This window comes from Photorhabdus temperata, from assembly GCF_025384845.1.
GTDB lineage: Bacteria > Pseudomonadota > Gammaproteobacteria > Enterobacterales > Enterobacteriaceae > Photorhabdus > Photorhabdus temperata.
This window is the reverse complement of the sequence record NZ_JAJAFX010000034.1, coordinates 24,854-46,073: the sequence shown is the minus strand read 5'-3', so window position 1 is coordinate 46,073 and position 21,220 is coordinate 24,854. Positions and strand designations below refer to the sequence as shown.

The following is a 21,220-nucleotide window of genomic DNA, read 5'->3' as shown; positions in this document are numbered from 1 at the left end:
AAAAGCCAGAATATTGTTTGGGAAGTCATAATCAAAACTGTTAAATAATACTATTATTTTACCCGAGCAACAATTTCTGTATTCCTTCAACGAAGTAGCGGGCTTTTTACGGTATGATTTGGATTGGTCATATTTAACGGGAGTCTTTATGAAATGAAGCTGCTTAGGGGCCTGGCCCAATATTATGTTGATTTAATGATGAAATTGGGGTTAGTTCGCTTCTCATTACTGCTTGCATCCGCGTTAGTTGTTCTTGCTATGGGTGTACAGATGGTCGTCACTTTTCTGCTTCAGGGAGGAGTACAAAGTATTGATTTAGTTCGCTCAATTTTCTTTGGTTTGTTGATTACTCCCTGGGCAGTCTATTTCCTTTCGGTTGTGGTTGAACAGCTTGAAGAATCCCGCCAACGATTATCCAAATTAGTTGAAAAATTAGAAGTGATGCGTCAGCGTGATCGGGAACTTAATCAGCAATTAAAAGACAACATTATTAAGCTGAATCAGGAGATCTCAGAAAGAGAAAAAGCTGAACAGGCGCATCTGATATTGTTGGATAAACTAAAAGAAGAGATGAAGCACCGTGAGCAGACTCAGATTGAATTGGAACAGCAATCTGTATTACTGAAGTCTTTTCTCGATGCTTCTCCTGATTTGGTCTATTACCGTAATGAAGATAATGAGTTCTCTGGTTGTAACCGGGCGATGGAATTGCTGACGGGTAAAAGCCAGAAACAACTTGTCGGGCTAACACCAAACGATGTTTATGACAAAGAAGTTGCCCGCAAGGTGATGAAAACGGACGAAAAAGTATTCCGTCATAATGTTGCTTTAACTTATGAACAATGGCTGGTTTATCCCGATGGCCGAAAAGCCTGTTTTGAACTTCGGAAAGTCCCTTTTTATGATCGGGTAGGGAAAAGACACGGGCTTATGGGGTTTGGGCGCGATATAACGGAGCGTAAGCGTTATCAGGACGCTTTGGAGAATGCGAGCAGGGATAAGACAACTTTTATCTCAACGATTAGTCATGAGCTTCGTACGCCTTTAAATGGCATTGTTGGTTTGAGTCGTATTCTGCTCGATACTGAACTGACCTCTGAACAAAATAAATATCTGAAAACGATTCATGTCAGTGCTATCACGCTTGGCAATATTTTTAATGACATTATTGAAATGGACAAAATTGAGCGGCGTAAAGTACAGCTTGATAATCAGCCCATTGATTTTACCGGTTTTATGTCCGATCTGGAAAACCTCTCCGGGCTGTTGGTGCAGCCGAAAGGGATTAAATTTGTGATGGACCCCGAACTGCCATTACCTGCCAGAATCATGACAGATGGTACCCGCTTGCGCCAAATTCTGTGGAACTTAATTGGCAATGCAGTGAAATTTACTCAAAAAGGCGAGATTAATGTTCGAATCTGGTATGAAAAGGGTGAACGCTTGTTGTTTGAAGTCACGGATACGGGGATTGGTATTCCACTTGATGAACAAGATAAGATCTTTGCGATGTATTATCAGGTGAAAGGCAGTCATGGCGGTTGTCCGGCAACGGGAACCGGTATTGGGCTGGCGGTATCCAAACGTTTAGCTCAAAGTATGGGAGGCGATATTTTGGTGGAAAGTGAGCCGGGACAAGGTTCTCGATTTACACTCTCTATTATTGCTCCTGCTATGGAAGAGAGCCTGCCATGCAAAGAAGAGACAGAAGATTGCCCACTTCCCGCTTTGCATATTTTGCTGGTAGAAGATATTGAGCTGAATGTGATCGTTGCTCGTTCAGTATTGGAAAAACTGGGTAACAGCGTAGAAGTCGTGATGAATGGTAAGGATGCTCTGGAGGTGTTCAAGCCAGGGGAGTTCGATCTGGTACTGCTTGATATTCAGTTGCCTGATATGACCGGATTAGACATCTCCCGGGAATTACGTAAGCGATACGCCAAAAAGGATCTGCCCCCACTTATTGCGCTGACCGCAAATGTCTTAAAGGACAAAAAAGAGTATCTGGATGCGGGCATGAATGGCGTGCTGAGTAAACCGCTGTCTGTGAATGCCTTAACTGCCATTATTGAACAATTCTGGGGAGAACAGTCTGTGCATCATATGAAGCCGGAAGAAGAGGAGTCAGGATTGATGAAAGATGAAGATTTACTTGATACAGAAATGCTTAATCAGTACATCGAGCTGGTTGGACCTCAATTGATTCGCGATAGCCTGAATGTGTTTGAGAAGATGATGCCGGGATACCTGTCTGTGCTGGAGTCGAACATGACAGCTAAAGACCAGAAAGGCATCACCGAGGAAGCACATAAGATAAAAGGTGCGGCGGGGTCGGTTGGATTACGTCATTTACAACAATTGGCTCAACAGATTCAATCACCTGATTTACCTGCATGGTGGGACAATGTTCAGGAATGGGTTGATGAGTTAAAGCAAGAATGGAGAAACGATACGGAAATTTTAAGGGAATGGTTGGCAGGCGCTGAAAAAAAATAACCCCAACCGAGGTTGGGGTGCGCGAATACTGCGCCAACACCAGGGAAAACTTTTTACCCGCCTTTCTGATGCATCTTTGTTGCGGCGAGTAAATGGGGAATTCTCCGTACATCATACAAATACCAACATAGCAAAGATAAGATTTTTTGTTACAAGATTCATTAAAATCTGTGATGAAGATTGGTGTTTAACCCCCTAAAGGGTTAAGCAATAATCTACTACAAATGGAGTGAGCTATGAAATCAGTTGCGGTTGTCTTAAGTGGATGTGGTGTATTCGATGGTAGTGAAATTCATGAATCAGTATTAACTATGCTTTCTTTAGATCGTTTAGGTGTTAAAACGAGCTTTTTGGCGCCTGATGAGCCACAACTTCATGTTATTAATCATATTAACGGTGAAGAAACCGGCGAAGAACGCAACGTTTTGCAGGAGTCAGCCCGTATTTCAAGGGGAAAAATCAAGTCTTTGTCACAAGCAAATGCAGATGAGTTTGATGCCCTGATAATTCCTGGGGGATTTGGTGTTGCAAAGAATTTATGTGACTTTGCTGTTAAGACAATTGACTGCGAAATAAATAAAGATTTATTAAGTTTAGTGAAGGCTATGCATAAACAACATAAACCAATGGGATTTATGTGTATTGCACCGGTTATGTTGCCAAAACTACTTAATACACCGGTGAAACTAACTATTGGCAATGATCCTGAAACGGCTGCTCAAGTGGAGGCAATGGGAGGCGTTCATATAGTTTGCCAGGTAAATGATATTGTTGTTGATTTGGAAAACAAAATTGTTACAACTCCAGCTTACATGCTTGCTGAATCTATTTCTCAGGCTGAGGAGGGAATTGATAAACTTGTCAGAAAAGTATTGGAAATGACTGAGTAACTGGATGAGGAATCCTTTGCAATTTTTATGGCGCTGGCTTAAAAAAATCGTAATCTCAGTTATTATCTTATGGATAGTTTCTGTTGTTGCATTTTCTTTTTTGCCAGTGCCATTTTCTATGATTATGGTTGAGCGCCAAATTAACGCTTGGTTATCGGTTAATTTTTCTTATGTTTCTCGTTCTGACTGGGTAGGGCATGAGCAAATATCGCCAAATATCGCATTGGCTGTTATTGCTGCTGAAGATCAGAAATTTCCACAGCATTGGGGATTTGACTTTGATGCTATTGAAAATGCCCTTGAGCATAATCAAAATAACTCTGGCAGGTTGAGGGGCGCTTCAACGATTTCTCAGCAAACGGCCAAAAATTTATTTTTGTGGGATGGACGTAGTTGGTTAAGAAAAGGCTTGGAAGCTGGAATGACCTTTGCCATTGAATTGGCATGGTCAAAAAGCCGAATTCTGACGGTTTATCTTAATATTGTAGAATTTGGTGATGGTATTTTTGGTGTTGAAGAGGCATCCAGACACTATTTTCATAAATCAGCCAGTAAATTGACTGCATCAGAAGCTGCTTTACTCGCTGCTGTATTGCCTAACCCGCACCGTTATAAAGTTAACGCACCTTCGGCGTATGTTTTACAGCGTCAACAATGGATTTTGCGACAAATGCGGTTGTTGGGCGGGGTGAATTATCTTAAGAAAAACGAGTTATTGAAAAATAATTGAGGGAAGTAATGGCAGGTTACCCAGTTTTACGTTGTATATTTGACGTCGGATAGTAAAAAAGAAAAGCGCCCGCGTCAAAGAATGACGCGGCTTAATATATCCAGGGTAGATTTTTGGTGCTATCCCCCCTCAGTAATATGCTTAATTCAGATAAGTAAACGCGGTTGTTACCCGCTTAACACCATCCGTTTCACTGGCAATTTTCGCTGCGGCGTTACCTTCTTGTTTAGTCAGAATGCCCAGCAAAAAGACCTCACCGTTTTCTGTAACGACTTTTATGTTGGAAGACTTAACAGAATCACTGGCCAGAATTTTTGAGCGTACTTTAGTGGTAACCCAGGTATCTTTAGAAGCCGTACTTAATTCAACAGGTTTCCCCTGACGAATTTCATTGTACACAACATGAGCACCATCAACCCGCGACGCTATCTGTTTTGCTCGGTCTGAAAGGCTTGAATCCGGGCTTTGGCCTGTCAGCAAAACTTTCCCTTGATAGGCAGTGGTAATAACACGGATACGCTCTTTGATCTGCTTATCTTTGTTAAGTGCATTACTGACACGTGCTTCCAGCGTACCATCGTCAACCTGTTGACCAATAGTACGGGGATCGGTTGCGGTTTTAGTTGCTACAGCGGCAGAACCTACCACTGCTGCACCAATACATCCTTGTAACATGACTACGGCACAAACCGTAGCTAATAGGGAGAGAAATCGCATTATTGGCTCCTTAGTCATCCTGATGGGGAAAAAGTGTATTATCGATTAAGTCACATAGGCAGTTAACTGTCAGCATATGCACTTCCTGAATTCGGGTGCTGCGATGAGATGGAATACGAATCTCCACATCTTGTGGCCCTAACAAGCCAGCAAGTTCACCGCCATCATAGCCGGTAAGGGCGACAATCGTCATATCGCGGGTTACAGCCGCTTCAACGGCTTTAATAATATCTCGGCTATTTCCATGAGTGGAAATAGCCAATAACGCATCGCCTGGTTGACCTAATGCCCGTACCTGTTTAGCGTAAATTTCATCATGTTGTTTACTGCTTGAAATCGCTGTTATTACCACATTGTCTGCGTTAAGTGATAATGCTGGCAGACTCGGGCGTTCAGTTTCAAACCGGTTGATCATATTGGCAGCAAACCGCTGGGCAGTGGCAGCAGAGCCGCCATTACCACAGCAAAGGATTTTGTTACCATTCAGCAATGACTGAACCATCATTATTGCAGCCCGGGAGATAGCATCAGGTAATGCCTCTGCGGCTGCAATCTGAGTTTGAATACTTTCTGTAAAACAGACTTTAATTCTATCCAGCACGTTTATAACCTACCTAGTATCATTTTAGTGAGCGAACTCATTTTGATTGAAAGCATTTGGCAACCATACAAATTGTTGACCAGTAATAGCACAAATATCAAAGCGACAAGAAGTGGTTTCAAAACATTCACCTCGTTGAAACAGCCATACTGCGGCAGCGTGTAATAATTTTTTACGCTTGCTACGGGTCACTGTCGCCAGTGCATCACCATATTGCTCTTGTTTGCGAAAACGGACTTCAATAAAAACCCAGGTCTGTTTGTCTTTCATAATCAGGTCAATTTCACCGCCACGCACTTTCACATTCGCCGCGATAAAAGTTAGCCCCTGTTTTTGTAAAAACAACTTTGCCTGTGTTTCATAGTTACGTCCCAGCAAATAACTTGTTGGTTTTTTTATTTTCATCCTGAAAAGAGTTATTTGAATTTAATTGCCGCTTAGTGACAAGCGGCAATTAATGCTTAATTAAATGGCAGTGATTTGTCCCTGACGATATTGCATCCAGGAGAGTTGCCTGAAAATCGCGCAATTATCCTGAACAGACAACATCCCTGAAGCACCATTGAGATGGAAATCACTTTGAAGTTGAACCTGACTGAACTGATTTGCTAATGACCAGGCATCAATACCCATAGCGTAAAGGCGCATCAAAGAGTAATCATTGGCAAATTTACCAGCTGCTTGTTGCATCAGTGGCAAGTTAGCACCAGCGATTAATGGAATATCGCTGAATTGCATTCCTTCCATTTCCAGACGGAAATCAGGACCGGCACCCGCCTGATTACTGCGGGAACTTGCATAAAGGGCTGGTTTATTACGGGAGCTGATTGCCATATCAATCATTGGTTTAATCAGAGTCAATTCATCTAAAGTGGAAACAATATAAACCGCGTCCACTGAGCTGCTGGCAGAAGTCGGAACGACATCTGTATTTATCTGGGGAATTTCCAGATCACCAATAGTGGTTGATACAGGTTGATTGTTTGTTGCATTAATGGCTGTTCCGGTCAGGCGAATACCTGTACCTCTATTAATTAACTGTTTCAGTTCGGTGGAAGAGCCAAAGGTTTGTTGCAGAACGGTATGCCCACCTTGTTTTTGCCATTCTTGTGCAAATGCCTTGGCAATCCGGTCACCAAAAGTACCTCGGGGAACGAGAATCAGAGGATTCTGTTTCTGTTGCTGCCAAATATGCTCCGCGGCATTTTTCGCTTCATCTTCTGGTGATAAAGAGAAATAACAGACATTGGGCCGGGGCTGTGCATTATCTAACTCGTTCAGCACCAGCATGTTTAATGAAGTATTCATCTGAACCAGTTTAACCACATCTGGTTTCAGTAACGGCCCGACAACTAAATTCACGCCATCCTGTTCAGCCTGAATCAATAAATTTTCCAGTGGTTGGCTTGCCGTATCATAGATTTTGACCTGTTGTGTGTTAACCGGCACATTGGCTATAACCGGCGTTGACTGAGCGGCTGGTGTTGTTGATTCAACGGGAATCTCTGCATTTGGCAGGGCATCGGCAGAGACCACTGCATCTGACGTATTATCGTTGATTGCTGTAGATAAATTTGCTGGGTTTTCTGTTGGCAGTAGTAGGGTTGGTAAACCAGCCTGAGCATCAAGAAAACCCTGACGGATTGCTTCGCCGAATACTTTTGCCTGACCGCTTAATGGCAGGAACAGCGCAATATGGATGTCAGTGCCTTGCGACTGGATAGCGGCTGGTTGTAGCTGGGCTGGGAGTGACTGCGCAGCGGGGTTTTGTGGATAACGAATTTTCCAGTCACGGACAGCTGCTTGTAGTTTGTCAGAGTCCTGTTTGTTATCCTGATAGGTACTGAGTAAGTCCAGCCAGCCTTGCAGAATATTTTCATCAGCGTTGATGACCAATTCACTGCGATTTTGTGGTGAAAGACGGGTCAGCATTTGCCAGGTATCATCAATATTTTTTTGATGAGCGGCATTGTCTTTCAGAAGTGGCTCCTGAGCGATATAAGCACGGATGACATCCAGAGAAGGTTCGCCATTAGCGGCATCAATGATGGATTGATAACGGGCGATTTCTGTACTGACTTTATCCTGAGTTTGCAAAAGTTGTTGTCCCTGTTGGTCAGGTATGGAACACCCTGCGATGATCATAACTGCCAGCATAGCTGAACAGACTAAACCAGTTTTGATACGCACAAAAATTGAGGAAAGCATACTGTATCCAGCGATGTTTTTTTCAAAGATGCTCAATTTTAAATCGGTCATTCGGATGAAACAATGAATCAACCCAATCGAGCAGTGGTTACGACATCCACGCTATATGTTGTGCCAACCCCCATTGGAAACCTGGGTGATATCACTCAGCGTGCGCTTGAAGTTCTTGAGCATGTCGATCTGATTGCGGCCGAAGATACGCGACATACCGGCTTGTTGCTTCAACATTTTGCCATTAATGCGCGCATGTTCGCACTTCATGATCATAATGAACAGCAGAAGGCAGATCAATTAATTACGAAACTCCAGCAGGGGCAGAGTATTGCATTAGTCTCTGACGCGGGAACGCCACTGATTAATGATCCTGGTTATCATGTGGTTCGCCGTTGCCGTGAAGCCGGTATTCATGTTGTCCCTCTGCCTGGGCCTTGTGCGGCTATAACCGCATTGTCTGCTGCTGGCCTGCCATCAGATCGTTTCTGTTACGAAGGGTTTTTGCCGGCTAAGAGTAAAAGCCGGAAAGATACCTTACGGGCTTTAGAGCAGGAGCCGCGGACGTTAATTTTTTATGAATCCACTCATCGCCTAATCGATAGTTTAGAAGATATGGTTGACGTGTGGGGAACTGAACGTTACGTCGTTCTGGCTCGGGAATTAACAAAAACCTGGGAATCAATTCAGGGGATGCCGGCAGGTGAACTTCTGGCATGGGTTAAGGAAGATGAAACCCGTCGCCGTGGTGAAATGGTATTGATCGTTGAAGGTTATAAAAAACCGGATAACGATGCTTTACCGCCAGAGGCATTAAGAACGTTGGCGCTCCTTCAGCAAGAGTTGCCGTTGAAAAAAGCGGCTGCTCTGGCGGCAGAGATCCATGGTGTGAAGAAAAATGCGCTTTATCGCCATGCTTTGGGAGAGCGTGAAGAGTAACAACCATTGTTGATAAACAAGGCAGATAATGAGTAAACGCCTATACATCGTTTGTTAAACCTCTTATAATCCGCCGCGGAGTTGACTAGACAGTCGCTGCTTTATCATTGTCCTTTTGGACGATAGGTAGGGGAGAGGAAAGTCCGGGCTCCACAGGGCAGGGTGCCAGATAACGTCTGGGGGGTGAAAGCCCACGACCAGTGCAACAGAGAGCAAACCGCCGATGGCCTGCTTATGCAGGATCAGGTAAGGGTGAAAGGGTGCGGTAAGAGCGCACCGCGCGGCTGGTAACAGTCCGTGGCACGGTAAACTCCACCCGGAGCAAGGCCAAATAGGGGTTCACTAGGTACGGCCCGTATCGAACCCGGGTAGGCTGCTTGAGCCAGTGCGCAAGTGCTGGCCTAGATGAATGATTGTCCACGACAGAACCCGGCTTATCGGTCAACTTCACCAATTTAGCCCCATCAGGTTTAGCCTTGATGGGGTTTTCTCTTTCTCAGGCGGCCAGATCAATCAACAACCCCTGGAACTCAGTATCTGCTTTTAAAACCAGATAATTTTCTTCATGAATAAAAGCGCCATCTCCACATTTAATCAAAGCGTTATCCTTCGAATTGCCTTTTATTTTTATATTGCCGTTCAAGGATTGCAGATAAGCATTTTTTCCTTTCAATTGCAGATGGTGAGACTGGCTCTTATTAAGAGAAATATGATTTATCCACACTTGCTGGCGTAATTGCATACTGCCATCTTCTGCGGTTGGAGAGGCAAGCATAGTCAATGGTTGTTCTGGTAACGCCATCCGTTGCAGCGGTAAGCTTTCCTGCTGAGGGAAGGCATTTAGCCAAAGTTGTAAGCGGGTCAGTGGCTTATTCGCACTGATATTATGTTCACTGTAGCTGATGCCTTGACGGGTAGAAAACAGTAAACATTCTCCCTTGCAGGCTCTGACATGATTGCCTTCACTGTCACGATATTCTGCTTCACCTCGCAGAATAATGTTTAGTATATCCACATGTGGATAAGATTTAGGCTGGAAAGCGGCTTTTGGTGCGATAACTTCCTGATTCAGTACACGCAGAGCGCCATAACCTAAAAACTTTGGATCAAAATAGTGACCAAATGAAAATGTATAACGGGCCTGTAGCCAACCATAGTCTGCTTTTCCACATTGCTTTGCTGTTCTATTTATAATCATGATGGCAGTTACCTTCAAAAAACACACACTAAAGATAGTAATTATCTGGACGGCGAAATGTTAGCCAGTTAATCTGGTCACCATATTCAAATTTCCTGATTGAGAAAAATATGAGCAAAGAACGAGCGCTTACACTGGAATCTCTACGGGTCATGGATGCGATTGACCGGCGGGGAAGTTTTGCTGCGGCAGCTGATGAGCTTGGCCGTGTTCCTTCTGCACTTAGCTATACGATGCAAAAGCTGGAAGAGGAGCTAGATGTGGTGCTGTTTGACCGTTCGGGTCATAGGACTAAGTTCACCAATGTTGGCCGTATGTTGCTTGAGCGTGGACGTCAATTGCTTGAAGCTGCGGATAAATTAACCGCTGATGCAGAGGCATTAGCGCGGGGTTGGGAAACTCACCTGACAATCGTTTGTGAGGCATTGGCCCCTGCTGCTTCATTGTTCCCATTGGTGGTCAAACTTGCTCAGAAATCGAATACCCAGCTCTCTTTATTGACTGAGGTCTTGGCTGGTGCATGGGAGCGGTTGGAAACGGGTCGGGCGGATATTGTTATTGCGCCAGATATGCATTTCCGTGCATCGGCAGAAGTGAATTCACGTCAGCTTTACAGCATTACCAATGTCTATGTTGCCAGCCCTGATCATCCTATTCATCAAGAACCGGAGCCTTTGTCTGATGTAACGAGGGTGAAGTACCGTGGTATTGCTGTGGCAGATACAGCAAGGGAGCGCCCGGTATTGACGGTTCAGTTATTAGATAAGCAACAGCGTTTAACGGTGAGTTCGCTGGAAGATAAACGTCGGGCTCTTTTGGCTGGGTTAGGGGTTGCCACGATGCCTTATCCTATGGTGGAACAAGATATTTCGGCTGGTCGTTTACGGGTGATTAGCTCTGAATACAGCCACGAGACAAATGTCATTATGGCATGGCGACGAGACAGTATGGGTGAAGCTAAATCTTGGTGTTTGCGGGAAATCCCTAAATTGTTTGCTAACCGCTAAGATAGATGAAAAAGCCGGAAAAATCTGCCATGATTTTCCGGCTTTGTTATCTACTGTGAGAATATTCTTGTCAGGCCAGAATGATATTATTTTATTTATCTATTAATAATGTTAAATATGTGTTTTTGGATGTTTTAATTAATGAATTTAACTCCAGTTGAAAGTATGTTTTTATTTAAATGTATTTTTTGAAAAATGCATTGAAATTTTAATGTTATTGTTTAACTTGATTATTGCTAAGTTCTGAATTAATTTTATATTATATGTCCTGTATATTAAACTGCTTTTACGTCGTTAACTATAAGATAAATAAAGTTTTTATCTGGCTAATATTAAAGGGTGAAAAATGTATAAAGTCATTGGTGATGAGTTTTTATGTAAATATATTTTGCAATTATATGAATTGATCGAGGTTTTTATTGTTGTCATTAATATTTTTGCGAAATATATAATGTTTTATCGGAGCTACGATACTTTAATAAAGGTTGGCTCTATTGATTAAATAAAGCAAACCGAAAAATGTGCTAGATTTTCCGGTCAGCTATTTATCTTGAAACTTAATATGAGATTGTTATCTGATAGGATAGTTGAGCAAAGCGGGAATTTGATGGTTTTACTCTTTACCTAAAACTGTTATTTCTCAGATTCAGAAAACAGTATATTACCAGTTTTTATTCATCAAGCGGTCAATACTGAATTTACCTGGACCGATGATAGCCAGTAACAGGTAGCCACCGCCGATAGTCAGGTTTTTTAAAAACATAGTTTGGTTCATGCCTTCAGCAAAATTGCTGTGGAAAAGCAAGGCAGTCAGAATACAGAAACTAAAGGTAAATAGTGCTGTTGTACGGGTTAAAAAACCGAACAGAACAGCCAGGCCGCCACCCAGTTCAAGTAAGATAGTCAGTGGTAGTAAAAAGCCAGGAATCCTCATCGCTTCCATATATTGTTGAGTGCCAACATAGGCATCGCCTAATTTTCCATAACCTGCAACGATAAACAGGATTGACATTAAAATACGGGCTAATAGCAAGGTTCTATCTTCAAATTTTTTCATTAATAACTCCAGGGATGCAGGTAAAATAGTGATGATTAGTCGGTACTAACTTGAAATAGCACAATTTGCTAATCATTAACGAATGGAATGTATATTAAAGAGAGGAGAGCTTAGTTGTAAGCAAGGATTATTAACAATTTTATACAAAGTTTTTGAATGTAAGTAATGTGGTTGATAATCAATAAGATATATTATGAAGAATTATTACTTCTTCCTTTTCAGTATCTTCGATGCACCAATGATTCGGCGGGTCCAGCGATAGAATTTCACTGGATGACGAAGACCATATAGAGAGATGGTACTGGCTCCGAGTAGCAGATAAGGTTTTAATGACAAAAGCTTTTGCCAGCCTTTGTCATAAGGCTCGGTGATATTTCGCCAGTGCTGAGTATCGTTAGAAAGTAGCAGCCGTTGTAACAGGATACTTTTGAGTAATTGCTGTTTTTTCAGTTTTCTTTTTTGGCTCTGTTTACTCATTACTGTGATCCTCCAGCATCTCTCTATCAATCTTTAATTGCTCGCGGGTTGCGTTAAGTAATGTTGAATTACGGGATTTCCTGATAGTCCATATCAGGCCAATGAGCGCCAGGGTTAGCAAAATACCTGTGGTGACGGCTAATGCAGTAAGACGCCAGGCTGGATCGACAGCCCAAAAAATCAGAGCAAGCAGGCACATCAAGCCAAAAGCGGTAAACAGCAATGTCAGACCGATCATTAATATCAGTTGTATCAGCGTTGCCTTTTCCTTTTCCAATTCGACAACGATCAATTGTAAGCGGGTTTCTACCATCCCGATAATGATGGTGGCAATGCGTTGAAGAGAATCAAGGACCCCTTTACCGGGGCCTTGAGATTTGGATGGGTGGTTCATATTAGCGTTTAGCCAACAATACACCTAATACGACAGCCACGGCGGCACCAATGCCAATACTTGTCCACGGTTTGTTGTGAACGTAGTCATCAACATGACGTGCCATCTCTTTTGTTTGCATGACGACTTTGTCACTGACAGTACCAAGTTTCATGCGAGTTTCTTGGAGTACGGCTTCTATTTTGCCGCGAATTTTTTCCAGTTCGACATCGGATTTATCACCGGAATTTTTGATCACTTCCTCCAGTGTTTTCGAGAGGGATTTTAATTCAATGCGTAAGTCTTCAGCGGTTTTGTTCTGTACCATGTAAATTACTCCTTATGTAGGTGTGTATATTTGACTTAGTTAGTCGATTTTCCAGATGCTGGAAAAGACTATCCTTAAATATAGCTTATATTTTGGAAGGTGAATGAAAAACATTAGCGTTATTTCACTATTCTGCCGCAAACAATACTTTTGTCTGCGACAGAGGGGGATTTAAGAGATTTTCAGAAGGAACTACTTCTTTTGTGGGGATTGGCACGTTTTTTTACGTAATACAACTAACAAACTACCGCTAAAACCAATAATTAGTAAAGCAAGTGGCAGTAATATCAGGAAATTCATAACCAGATCTTCATACTGACGGAAAATGGGGGTTTTACCGAGTGCATAGCCCAAAGAGGTCAGGATAACGACCCACAGGAAACCACTGAGCCAGTTAAAAAACTGGAAACGACTATTTTGCAGACCTGTCAGGCCCGCAAGTGTTGGTAGCAGGGTTCTTATAAAGGCGAGGAAACGACCGATAAGTAAAGCAGACAGGCCGTGGCGGTGAAAAAGATTGTAAGCTCTCTGATGATAATGAGTTGGGAGGTGGGAGAGCCAACCTTGTACTATCCTGGTATTTCCTAACCATTTCCCCTGAAGATAACCGACCCAGCAACCTAAGCTTGCTCCGGTGGTCAATATAACGAGCGTTACAGGGAAACTCATTGCACCTTTGGCAATTAATACGCCAACCAATATAAGCAAGCTGTCTCCTGGTAAAAATGCAGCGGGAAGCAAGCCATTTTCAAGAAAGAGGATCAAGAATAGCATGATATAAATGGCCCATAGTAGGGATGGATTGGCCAGAGTTTCATAATCCTGGTGCCAAAGTGCATATATAAGTTCTTTTACTATTTCCATCAGGTGTTCCTAAAATGCCTTTGTTCGTTCATCCTGAAAGCACGGGGCTAAACTGATTAAACTGTATCCTGTTTTAGTTATTTGGCCGGTTATAACGCCTTTTCAATCCGTTGAAAGAGGTAAATGGCGCGGCCTGCGACACTGTAACAAAATCAAGGGTGACTAAACAGAAAATTTTGGTGATCAATTGAACATTGATTGAAATGGAATAATAAATTGATTTAATCAGATTAGTTTATTAGATTTTTTATTTAAATTAATTGCTATTTTTTCATTATCTTAACTATTTTCTTTGCGGCTTATCGGTTATTGGCGCATTCTGCTAATGAGTCAATATTTTCTCAGTGATATACCCTTCATCTTTCAAGTTGCTGCTTTGTTGGCTGCGTTCACTTACCCCAGTCACATAGTTATCTATGCTCCTGGGGATGCGTTCACTTGCCGCCGCGCTGCAACTTGAAATCTATTGGGTATAGATTGATTCTTGCGTGGATTTGATTTACTTTTCACCACAGCAAAGGGGAGTAACTTCCTTGCCGGTTTATCGTCATTACGATGCAATAGCATCCGGTAGCCGGGCAACCTTGAACTGATACCTGGTGGTACATTTTCTGTGTTGTAAGTGAGACCTTGCCAGAAGGCGAGGGTTGCTTGCAATACATTCATCTCCATTGCGTGGGGAAGAGATATAGCAACGGCTGGCGTCTTCTGAGATTTCAGCCGTTTTTGTTTATGTAGAGAAAGAAAATGAACTCAGTGGGTAGTCCTGTTTTATGGGGAAGTTTTGCCGTTTTAATTACGATTATGCTGTTGCTGGATCTGCTCTTACAAGGGCGTAAGAAAGAGCAGACAATGTCATTTCGTCAAGCTGCTGTCTGGAGCGTAATTTGGGTAAGTTTGTCGCTCTTATTTGCATTAGGATTATGGTGGTATTTCAGAGAAACTGTAGGGGAAGCTGTTGCCAATAGTCAGGCAATGGCTTTTCTTACGGGTTATTTACTTGAAAAAGCACTTGCTGTTGATAACGTATTTGTCTGGCTGATGCTGTTCAGTTATTTTGCCATTCCGGCAAATTTGCAACGCCGGGTGCTTATTTACGGTGTCTTAGGCGCAATTGTGCTGCGTACTGTGATGATCTTTGCAGGGAGCTGGCTGGTTTCTCAATTCAGTTGGATACTCTATCTGTTTGGCATCTTTCTGCTGGTTACCGGCGTTAAGATGGCGTTGGCAAAAGAGGATAATGCTCCGGTAGGTGATAAACCTTTTGTTCGTTGGTTAAGATCGCATATTCGTATGACGGATAATCTGCACGGAGAGCGTTTCTTTGTTAAAGAAAATGGTTTGTTATATGCGACGCCATTGATCCTGGTTTTGATTATGGTTGAAATCAGCGACGTTATTTTTGCTGTAGACAGTATTCCAGCTATTTTTGCAGTAACAACAGATCCTTTTATTGTTTTGACCTCTAATCTTTTCGCTATTTTAGGATTACGTGCAATGTATTTCCTGCTGGCAGGTGTAGCAGAGAAATTCACAATGCTGAAATATGGTTTATCAGTCATTCTGGTATTTATCGGTATTAAGATGCTGTTAATGGATGTTTATCATATTCCTATGGGTGTTTCTCTGGGAACTATTGCGAGTATTTTAACAATAACAATGATTATTAATGTTTGGTTAAATAAGTCTAAAGCTAAAGAGATCCAGTAATCAGGTAACTATTTTTTAACAGATAACCTTATTTTCCTGAACAGGAATATAGGGTTTTTTCTGGTCTTAAGTTACTGAAAAATGGTTAAACATAAAAACAAATAATTGTGCTTTGTAAATGTGTAAATTGCTGTTTTGATCACACAAATGTGAATGTATTGTTAATAAGTGCTGGCAGGGTTGTATATTTTAACTGTTTCTGCTTTTCACCCTTCTTGGTTTCCCTATACTGAGGCAGCAAACACAGAACATACAAGTTTAGTAGAACAGTTAATAAAATGGGTCAGTTATGGAAAAACAAAAGCGTGGCTTCGTGCATTACATTGCACAAGGGAGCCTGGTTAAACAAATTTTGGTCGGTTTAATTGCAGGAATACTGTTAGCGTGGTTGGTGCCTTCGGCTGCTAAATCAGTCAGTTTGCTTGGCACGTTGTTCGTTGGTGCCTTGAAAGCGATAGCCCCGGTATTAGTATGGGTTTTGGTTATGTCTTCTATTGCTAACCATAAAGAAGGCCAGAAAACCAATATACGTCCAATTCTTGTTCTCTATATTCTGGGTACTTTTTCCGCCGCTTTAGTTGCCGTGGTCGGTAGCTCTATGTTTCCGTCACAACTGGTGCTGGTTGTAAATAATGCTCAGATGTCTCCTCCTGAAAACATTATGGAGGTGATGAAAGGGATATTGGTTAATGTTGTCGATAATCCGGTGAATGCGTTACTGAATGGTAATTATGTCGGTATTCTTGCCTGGGCGATTGGTTTGGGTATCGTACTGCGTCACGCGAAAGATTCAACTAAGTCTCTGATTCATGATATGTCAGAAGCGGTTACTCAGGTTGTTCGGGTAGTCATCCGTTGTGCGCCTGTTGGTATCTTCGGCCTGGTGTCTTCAACTATCGCAGAAACCGGTTTTAATACTTTGCTGGGATATGCCCAACTGCTGGTTGTGTTACTGGGTTGCATGCTGGTTATTGCATTCGTTGTAAACCCGCTGATCGTTTACTGGAAAATTCGTCGTAACCCTTATCCACTGGTATTTGCTTGCTTGCGTGAAAGTGGTGTGACAGCATTTTTCACCCGTAGTTCGGCTGCGAATATTCCGGTGAATATGGCTATGTGCCGCCGTATGAATCTGCATGAAGATACTTATTCGGTTTCCATCCCGTTGGGGGCAACGATCAATATGGAGGGCGCTGCGGTGACTGTCCCGGTGTTGACTTTGGCTGCGGTAAATACGCTTGGGATACCTGTTGACTTGCCTACGGCATTGTTGTTAAGCGTGGTTTCTGCCATTTGTGCATGTGGTTCTTCTGGTATAGCGGGCGGTTCCTTACTGTTGATCCCTCTGGCCTGTAGTATGTTCGGTATTTCCAATGAAATTGCTATGCAGGTTGTGGCAGTAGGTTTGGTTATCGGTGTATTGCAGGATTCGGCAGAAACTAGCTTGAATTCTTCTACCGATGTATTGTTCACCGCCGCGGTTTGTCAGGCTGAGGATGACCGTCTGGCATCGGATCAGCTAACTCGGCGTAATTGATTGACTGAGGTTTTACAGTTGAAGTTAAAAAGGTAGTAATAGGTAAGAAGAATAAAACGTCCGCGCCAGGAATGGCGCGGTTTAAGCGTTTACTGCATCTTTACGGTCTACTTGTGACTGCCATTACTTATTATTGTCAGATTTTAAGCCCCAATCGGGTGCCCTGATTGATAGCCCGTCGGGCATCCAGTTCAGCAGCAACATCTGCGCCACCAATAAGATGCACGGTTTTTCCCGCTTGTTGTAACGGCTGATACAATTCTTTCAGCGGCTCTTGTCCGGCACAAATAACGACGTTATCCACGGCAAGACAGCTCTGTTCCCCATTACAGCTGATATGTAATCCCTGATCATCTATTTTCAGATATTGCATATTGTTGAGCATTTTCACGCCACGCATATGCAGACTAGTTCTGTGTACCCAACCTGTTGTTTTACCTAATCCTTCACCCACTTTGGTCGGTTTACGTTGTAACAGATAAATTTTTCGGGGGGAGGGTTCTGGCTTCGGGCCTTCAGGCGATAAACCACCACGATGTGTCAGATTCTGGTCAATGCCCCACTCTTCGCTGAAAGCGGTACGATCAAGGCTGGTACTCTTTTCTGGTTGACTCAGATATTCTGCGGTATCAAAACCAATTCCACCTGCGCCAATGATAGCCACACGCTGACCGACATTTTTCTTATCCCTGAGTACATCTAAGTAACTCAGTACTTTTTCGTGATGAATACCATCAATAGTGAGTTGGCGGGGCATAATGCCACTGGCGATGATCACTTCATCGAAATCGGAGAGTATTTCTGTCGTTGCGGTTTGGTTCAACCGCACATCAACATGATGGATTTCTAATTGACGCTGAAAATAACGTAATGTTTCATGAAACTCTTCTTTACCGGGGATCTGTTTGGCAATATTGAATTGCCCGCCAATCTGCCCATTACGTTCAAACAGAGTGACGTGATGACCACGGCTGGCAGCCGTCACGGCAAATGACAATCCAGCAGGCCCTGCACCGACAACAGCCAGTTTTTTAGGCAGGGTAACCGGTTCGGCTGTCATTTCTGTTTCGTGACAAGCACGGGGATTAACCAGGCAAGAGGCTATTTCACCGACAAAAATCTGATCCAAACATGCCTGATTACAGCCAATACAGGTGTTTATCTCATCAGCTCGTCCTTGTTGGGCTTTCAGAACGAATTCAGCGTCCGCCAGAAAAGGCCGCGCCATAGAAACCATATCCGCACAACCTTGTGCCAGCGCTTGTTCTGCAATTTCTGGATCATTAATCCTGTTTGTTGTGATCAATGGGATTGAAACTTTTCCCATCAGCTTTTGGGTTACCCAACTAAATCCGGCGCGGGGAACCATAGTGGCAATAGTTGGAATTCGTGCCTCATGCCAGCCGATACCCGTATTGATAATAGATGTTCCCGCTTGTTCAATGGCGACGGCTAATTGCTCGATTTCCTGCCAATCAGAACCCTCTTCGACTAAATCCAGCATTGAAAGCCGGTAAATCAGAATAAATTTCCGTCCGGTTGCTCGACGGACAGCTTTGACAATCTCCACGGCAAAGCGCATTCGATTTTCAAAACTTCCACCCCATTGATCCTGGCGGTGGTTGGTGCGGGTAGTCAGAAATTGGTTAATCAGATAACCCTCAGAGCCCATGATTTCCACACCATCATAACCTGCTTGCTGTGCCAGTTGCGCACAGTGAGCGAAGTCAGCAATGGTTTGCTGAATGTCTTCTTCTGTCATTTCACGGGGCATAAATGGGTTAATCGGCGCCTGAATGGCAGTAGGGGCGACAAGATTCGGCTGATAGCTGTAACGGCCGGTGTGCAGGATTTGCATTGCAATTTTTCCACCCGCCTGATGAACTGCGTCTGTGATAACTTTATGATGGATAAGGTCTTTTTCATCTACCAGAAATGCTGCGCCTTTTCCTATAACACCTTGTTTATTTGGGGAAATACCGCCTGTGACAATCAATGCTACGCCTCCGGCTGCCCGTTCAGCATAAAAGCGGGCAAGTCTCTGGGCGCGATCGGGATGTTCTTCTAATCCGGTGTGCATTGATCCCATCAGAATGCGGTTTTTTAGTGTGGTGAACCCCAGGTCTAAAGGGGTGAATAGGTGAGGATAGTGGCTCATTGCAATCTCCGTCGGGTGTTTGTCAATCATAACCAGATTATTGTTATTGTGTCCGAAACCACGAGGAGAAAACATCAGGTGGTCGGATGAGATGGAGGTTCAAATCTAGACGGAATGAGGTTAATTGGGAAAAAAATGTTAAACGAATGTGATGTGTATCATAAAATCTCGCACAGTTATAAAGTTGATAACCCAAGGGGTGGGAGGATAGGGTGATGTCTTCTATTCTTAACTTATTTATTAACGCCAACGATTATTATGAAGAAACAGATGACTGAATGGGTAACTCTGGAAGGGAAAGGGGTTATTCTTGAACCTTTGACGCACCAGCGGCATGATGAATTTGTACGGGCAATTGAAGAGGGTGAGCTACATAGATTGTGGTACACCAATATTCCTTCACCAGCTGATCTGAGCAAAGATATTGATCGCCGCTTATTTTTATATGAGAGAGGCACCATGCTGCCTTTTGCTGTTGTTGACCACCGGACAGGCAAAGCCGTTGGAATGACCACTTATATGAATATTGATTCTCATGCCCGCCGGGTGGAAATTGGTTCTACCTGGTATGCGCGTTATGTCCAGCGGACACATATCAATACAGAAGCGAAGTATCTGCTATTGAAATATGCTTTTGAAGAATTGGGTTGTATCGCCGTAGAATTTCGTACTCATTTTCTTAATCATCAGAGCCGGAAAGCGATAGAACGGCTGGGTGCGAAACTTGATGGAATTTTGCGGAGTCATACTTTATCTAAAGATAGCAGTATCAGGGATACTTGTGTTTACAGCATTATTCATGGTGAATGGCCTGCGGTTAAAAGCCATCTTGAATGGCAGATGGTTAAACCAAGGTAGAAGCCATTTCAAAAACCAGGCTATGCCACACTGGGTGGCGGCCTGATTCTAATTTAATTTGAAGGCAGAGAATCCTGCATCCCATTATCCAGCTCATCCAGTAATTGATAACGGCGACGATATTCAGCTCGCTTCTTACTGGCGATATCTTCAAGAGATTTTCTTTCAATGGCTAATGGTAAGTGGAAATCTTTATTTTTTCCCTTTGCTCCACCTAATGATTCCCAGAAAGAGTCGTAATCAGCAACTAATTTGTCTTTCTTTTTATGCCAATAGCGCAGGCTTTTATAGATGTGTGTATCATTGCTGGCAGCTAGAATTTGCTGACAACCAAAGTGAGCAGCAAAACGGCAAACAGATTCAAGCAGTAAGCGTTTTGGAAATAATCCATAACAATCTTTCGTGGCATTGCGGATAATTTCAAGGGTTGTATCTTCTTTAGAACCTTGTAGCCCACCAATAAATAGTGTTTTTTTACCAGCAACAGTCAGTAGTGTAAAGGCACATCTTGCCAGAGTTTTATTATCTTCTGTCCCAATAAATAAGGTAAGCTCACCCTCTTTGTTGAAACAGTCCATGGAATCTATAAAAATAGTATAAGTTCCACTCTTACCATTGATAACTGCTAATGGATATGCATTGGAACAAAATATTTTATTAATAATAGACTTATTTAGCCCGGTAAATAACAACTGATAGTGTTCATTTATTGCGCGCAACGTTTGCCCTTTGTTGAAGTTAATACTCAGGTAAGGGCGATGTAGCTTAGAAGGCAAACAAGGTTGTTTCTTCAAAATATCCAGATAAAACGGTGTATTAACTATCTGGTTTAATAATTTTAGCGTCGATATTGGCATCAGAGCGCTACGCAAAGCAAACTTAGTGCGATTCTGTGCAGAATACCAGTGAGGACTGGGACTGATTTTTTTTCCGACTAAATCTGTGAACAGTCGAATGCCTGAGCTGGCGGGTTGATACATATATTCCATTTCTTTAATCTAATTCTAAAAAATACAGGAGGGAAGATGATTTAAACCTACTGAGTATACTCTTTTAGTATTAAACGGTACTTCAACAGATG

General features: G+C 42.8%; 21 protein-coding genes and 1 other RNA gene. 9 read left to right on the top strand and 13 right to left on the bottom strand.

The genetic code is table 11. From position 1 onward, the window contains the following. Window positions 1-153 precede the first annotated feature (153 nt). The 3 genes from arcB (at window position 154) to mtgA (ending at window position 4,116) form a co-directional block, all read left to right on the top strand. Window positions 154-2,496, top strand: a complete 2,343-nt coding sequence (gene arcB / locus LGZ99_RS14495) for an aerobic respiration two-component sensor histidine kinase ArcB (RefSeq protein ID WP_021323583.1) — start codon at window positions 154-156, stop codon at window positions 2,494-2,496. Window positions 2,497-2,732: 236 nt separating this feature from the next. Next, window positions 2,733-3,386 (top strand): isoprenoid biosynthesis glyoxalase ElbB, encoded by a 654-nt coding sequence (gene elbB, locus LGZ99_RS14490; protein ID WP_021323584.1) that lies wholly within the window; start codon window positions 2,733-2,735, stop codon window positions 3,384-3,386. Window positions 3,387-3,390: 4 nt separating this feature from the next. Next, window positions 3,391-4,116, top strand: coding sequence for a monofunctional biosynthetic peptidoglycan transglycosylase (mtgA, locus tag LGZ99_RS14485; protein ID WP_039877864.1), 726 nt, complete (start codon window positions 3,391-3,393; stop codon window positions 4,114-4,116). A 141-nt stretch (window positions 4,117-4,257) separates the two neighbouring features. On the opposite strand, the gene dolP is transcribed toward mtgA, so the two are convergent. From dolP to LGZ99_RS14465, 4 genes are read right to left on the bottom strand one after another with little or no spacing between them, the layout of a single operon-like run. Further along, a complete protein-coding gene (gene dolP / locus LGZ99_RS14480; protein ID WP_021323586.1) occupies window positions 4,258-4,833 on the bottom strand; it encodes a division/outer membrane stress-associated lipid-binding lipoprotein in 576 nt (191 codons plus the stop codon). Between the two features lie 10 nt (window positions 4,834-4,843). Then, a complete protein-coding gene (gene diaA, locus LGZ99_RS14475; protein WP_021323587.1) occupies window positions 4,844-5,434 on the bottom strand; it encodes a DnaA initiator-associating protein DiaA in 591 nt (196 codons plus the stop codon). Window positions 5,435-5,458: 24 nt separating this feature from the next. Further along, window positions 5,459-5,839, bottom strand: a complete 381-nt coding sequence (locus LGZ99_RS14470) for a YraN family protein (RefSeq protein ID WP_023044340.1) — start codon at window positions 5,837-5,839, stop codon at window positions 5,459-5,461. A gap of 60 nt (window positions 5,840-5,899) precedes the next feature. After that, complete coding sequence (locus LGZ99_RS14465) at window positions 5,900-7,642, bottom strand: penicillin-binding protein activator (RefSeq protein WP_262979248.1); 1,743 nt, start codon at window positions 7,640-7,642, stop codon at window positions 5,900-5,902. Between the two features lie 63 nt (window positions 7,643-7,705). On the opposite strand from LGZ99_RS14465, the gene rsmI reads away from it, so the two are divergent. Continuing rightward, on the top strand, window positions 7,706-8,572 hold the full coding sequence (gene rsmI, locus LGZ99_RS14460) for a 16S rRNA (cytidine(1402)-2'-O)-methyltransferase (RefSeq protein WP_036840327.1): 867 nt from the start codon (window positions 7,706-7,708) through the stop codon (window positions 8,570-8,572). Between the two features lie 77 nt (window positions 8,573-8,649). Continuing rightward, window positions 8,650-9,025: RNase P RNA component class A (gene rnpB / locus LGZ99_RS14455), an RNA gene on the top strand. Window positions 9,026-9,068: 43 nt separating this feature from the next. On the opposite strand, the gene LGZ99_RS14450 is transcribed toward rnpB, so the two are convergent. After that, window positions 9,069-9,770: a pirin family protein gene (locus tag LGZ99_RS14450; RefSeq protein ID WP_021323589.1), complete on the bottom strand. Its 702-nt coding sequence runs from the start codon at window positions 9,768-9,770 to the stop codon at window positions 9,069-9,071. A 110-nt stretch (window positions 9,771-9,880) separates the two neighbouring features. On the opposite strand from LGZ99_RS14450, the gene LGZ99_RS14445 reads away from it, so the two are divergent. Continuing rightward, window positions 9,881-10,777, top strand: coding sequence for a LysR family transcriptional regulator (locus LGZ99_RS14445; RefSeq protein WP_021323590.1), 897 nt, complete (start codon window positions 9,881-9,883; stop codon window positions 10,775-10,777). 661 nt (window positions 10,778-11,438) lie between these two features. On the opposite strand, the gene LGZ99_RS14440 is transcribed toward LGZ99_RS14445, so the two are convergent. The 6 genes from LGZ99_RS14440 to LGZ99_RS14415 all read right to left on the bottom strand — a co-directional run bounded on the left by LGZ99_RS14440 (window position 11,439) and on the right by LGZ99_RS14415 (window position 14,533). Next, a complete protein-coding gene (locus tag LGZ99_RS14440; protein WP_021323591.1) occupies window positions 11,439-11,834 on the bottom strand; it encodes a DoxX family protein in 396 nt (131 codons plus the stop codon). Window positions 11,835-12,038: 204 nt separating this feature from the next. Next, the gene (locus tag LGZ99_RS14435) at window positions 12,039-12,311 is read right to left on the bottom strand and encodes a YqjK-like family protein (RefSeq protein ID WP_036840330.1); all 273 of its coding nucleotides are present in this window, start codon (window positions 12,309-12,311) and stop codon (window positions 12,039-12,041) included. Then, complete coding sequence (locus LGZ99_RS14430; RefSeq protein WP_021323593.1) at window positions 12,304-12,705, bottom strand: phage holin family protein; 402 nt, start codon at window positions 12,703-12,705, stop codon at window positions 12,304-12,306. The genes LGZ99_RS14435 and LGZ99_RS14430 overlap by 8 nt, the downstream gene beginning before the upstream one ends. 1 nt (window position 12,706) lies before the next feature. After that, complete coding sequence (locus LGZ99_RS14425; protein ID WP_023044346.1) at window positions 12,707-13,012, bottom strand: ElaB/YgaM/YqjD family protein; 306 nt, start codon at window positions 13,010-13,012, stop codon at window positions 12,707-12,709. A 192-nt stretch (window positions 13,013-13,204) separates the two neighbouring features. Continuing rightward, on the bottom strand, window positions 13,205-13,876 hold the full coding sequence (locus LGZ99_RS14420; protein ID WP_023044347.1) for a DedA family protein: 672 nt from the start codon (window positions 13,874-13,876) through the stop codon (window positions 13,205-13,207). Between the two features lie 414 nt (window positions 13,877-14,290). Continuing rightward, window positions 14,291-14,533: a hypothetical protein gene (locus tag LGZ99_RS14415; protein ID WP_158019959.1), complete on the bottom strand. Its 243-nt coding sequence runs from the start codon at window positions 14,531-14,533 to the stop codon at window positions 14,291-14,293. A 90-nt stretch (window positions 14,534-14,623) separates the two neighbouring features. Here LGZ99_RS14415 and LGZ99_RS14410 point away from each other — a divergent pair, with 90 nt between their 5' ends. Both LGZ99_RS14410 and sstT read left to right on the top strand, forming a co-directional pair. After that, window positions 14,624-15,586, top strand: coding sequence for a TerC family protein (locus LGZ99_RS14410; RefSeq protein WP_046975316.1), 963 nt, complete (start codon window positions 14,624-14,626; stop codon window positions 15,584-15,586). A gap of 289 nt (window positions 15,587-15,875) precedes the next feature. Next, window positions 15,876-17,123 (top strand): serine/threonine transporter SstT, encoded by a 1,248-nt coding sequence (gene sstT / locus LGZ99_RS14405; protein WP_046975317.1) that lies wholly within the window; start codon window positions 15,876-15,878, stop codon window positions 17,121-17,123. 136 nt (window positions 17,124-17,259) lie between these two features. On the opposite strand, the gene LGZ99_RS14400 is transcribed toward sstT, so the two are convergent. Beyond that, on the bottom strand, window positions 17,260-19,281 hold the full coding sequence (locus tag LGZ99_RS14400) for an oxidoreductase (protein WP_046975318.1): 2,022 nt from the start codon (window positions 19,279-19,281) through the stop codon (window positions 17,260-17,262). Between the two features lie 270 nt (window positions 19,282-19,551). On the opposite strand from LGZ99_RS14400, the gene LGZ99_RS14395 reads away from it, so the two are divergent. After that, the gene (locus LGZ99_RS14395) at window positions 19,552-20,139 is read left to right on the top strand and encodes a GNAT family N-acetyltransferase (RefSeq protein ID WP_235184789.1); all 588 of its coding nucleotides are present in this window, start codon (window positions 19,552-19,554) and stop codon (window positions 20,137-20,139) included. A 53-nt stretch (window positions 20,140-20,192) separates the two neighbouring features. On the opposite strand, the gene LGZ99_RS14390 is transcribed toward LGZ99_RS14395, so the two are convergent. Continuing rightward, window positions 20,193-21,128 (bottom strand): VirK/YbjX family protein, encoded by a 936-nt coding sequence (locus LGZ99_RS14390; RefSeq protein WP_031280557.1) that lies wholly within the window; start codon window positions 21,126-21,128, stop codon window positions 20,193-20,195. Between the last annotated feature and the right edge of the window lie 92 nt (window positions 21,129-21,220).

Coding starts and splice junctions, on each gene's coding strand:
- arcB (WP_021323583.1), top strand. CDS start 154: ATGAAGCTGCTTAGGGGCCTGGCCCAATATTATGTTGATTTAATGATG.
- LGZ99_RS14395 (WP_235184789.1), top strand. CDS start 19,552: ATGACTGAATGGGTAACTCTGGAAGGGAAAGGGGTTATTCTTGAACCT.
- LGZ99_RS14410 (WP_046975316.1), top strand. CDS start 14,624: ATGAACTCAGTGGGTAGTCCTGTTTTATGGGGAAGTTTTGCCGTTTTA.
- LGZ99_RS14470 (WP_023044340.1), bottom strand. CDS start 5,839: ATGAAAATAAAAAAACCAACAAGTTATTTGCTGGGACGTAACTATGAA.
- LGZ99_RS14465 (WP_262979248.1), bottom strand. CDS start 7,642: ATGCTTTCCTCAATTTTTGTGCGTATCAAAACTGGTTTAGTCTGTTCA.
- LGZ99_RS14450 (WP_021323589.1), bottom strand. CDS start 9,770: ATGATTATAAATAGAACAGCAAAGCAATGTGGAAAAGCAGACTATGGT.
- dolP (WP_021323586.1), bottom strand. CDS start 4,833: ATGCGATTTCTCTCCCTATTAGCTACGGTTTGTGCCGTAGTCATGTTA.
- rsmI (WP_036840327.1), top strand. CDS start 7,706: ATGAATCAACCCAATCGAGCAGTGGTTACGACATCCACGCTATATGTT.
- LGZ99_RS14400 (WP_046975318.1), bottom strand. CDS start 19,281: ATGAGCCACTATCCTCACCTATTCACCCCTTTAGACCTGGGGTTCACC.
- sstT (WP_046975317.1), top strand. CDS start 15,876: ATGGAAAAACAAAAGCGTGGCTTCGTGCATTACATTGCACAAGGGAGC.
- LGZ99_RS14420 (WP_023044347.1), bottom strand. CDS start 13,876: ATGGAAATAGTAAAAGAACTTATATATGCACTTTGGCACCAGGATTAT.
- LGZ99_RS14440 (WP_021323591.1), bottom strand. CDS start 11,834: ATGAAAAAATTTGAAGATAGAACCTTGCTATTAGCCCGTATTTTAATG.
- LGZ99_RS14430 (WP_021323593.1), bottom strand. CDS start 12,705: ATGAACCACCCATCCAAATCTCAAGGCCCCGGTAAAGGGGTCCTTGAT.
- mtgA (WP_039877864.1), top strand. CDS start 3,391: ATGAGGAATCCTTTGCAATTTTTATGGCGCTGGCTTAAAAAAATCGTA.
- LGZ99_RS14445 (WP_021323590.1), top strand. CDS start 9,881: ATGAGCAAAGAACGAGCGCTTACACTGGAATCTCTACGGGTCATGGAT.
- elbB (WP_021323584.1), top strand. CDS start 2,733: ATGAAATCAGTTGCGGTTGTCTTAAGTGGATGTGGTGTATTCGATGGT.
- LGZ99_RS14435 (WP_036840330.1), bottom strand. CDS start 12,311: ATGAGTAAACAGAGCCAAAAAAGAAAACTGAAAAAACAGCAATTACTC.
- LGZ99_RS14390 (WP_031280557.1), bottom strand. CDS start 21,128: ATGGAATATATGTATCAACCCGCCAGCTCAGGCATTCGACTGTTCACA.
- LGZ99_RS14425 (WP_023044346.1), bottom strand. CDS start 13,012: ATGGTACAGAACAAAACCGCTGAAGACTTACGCATTGAATTAAAATCC.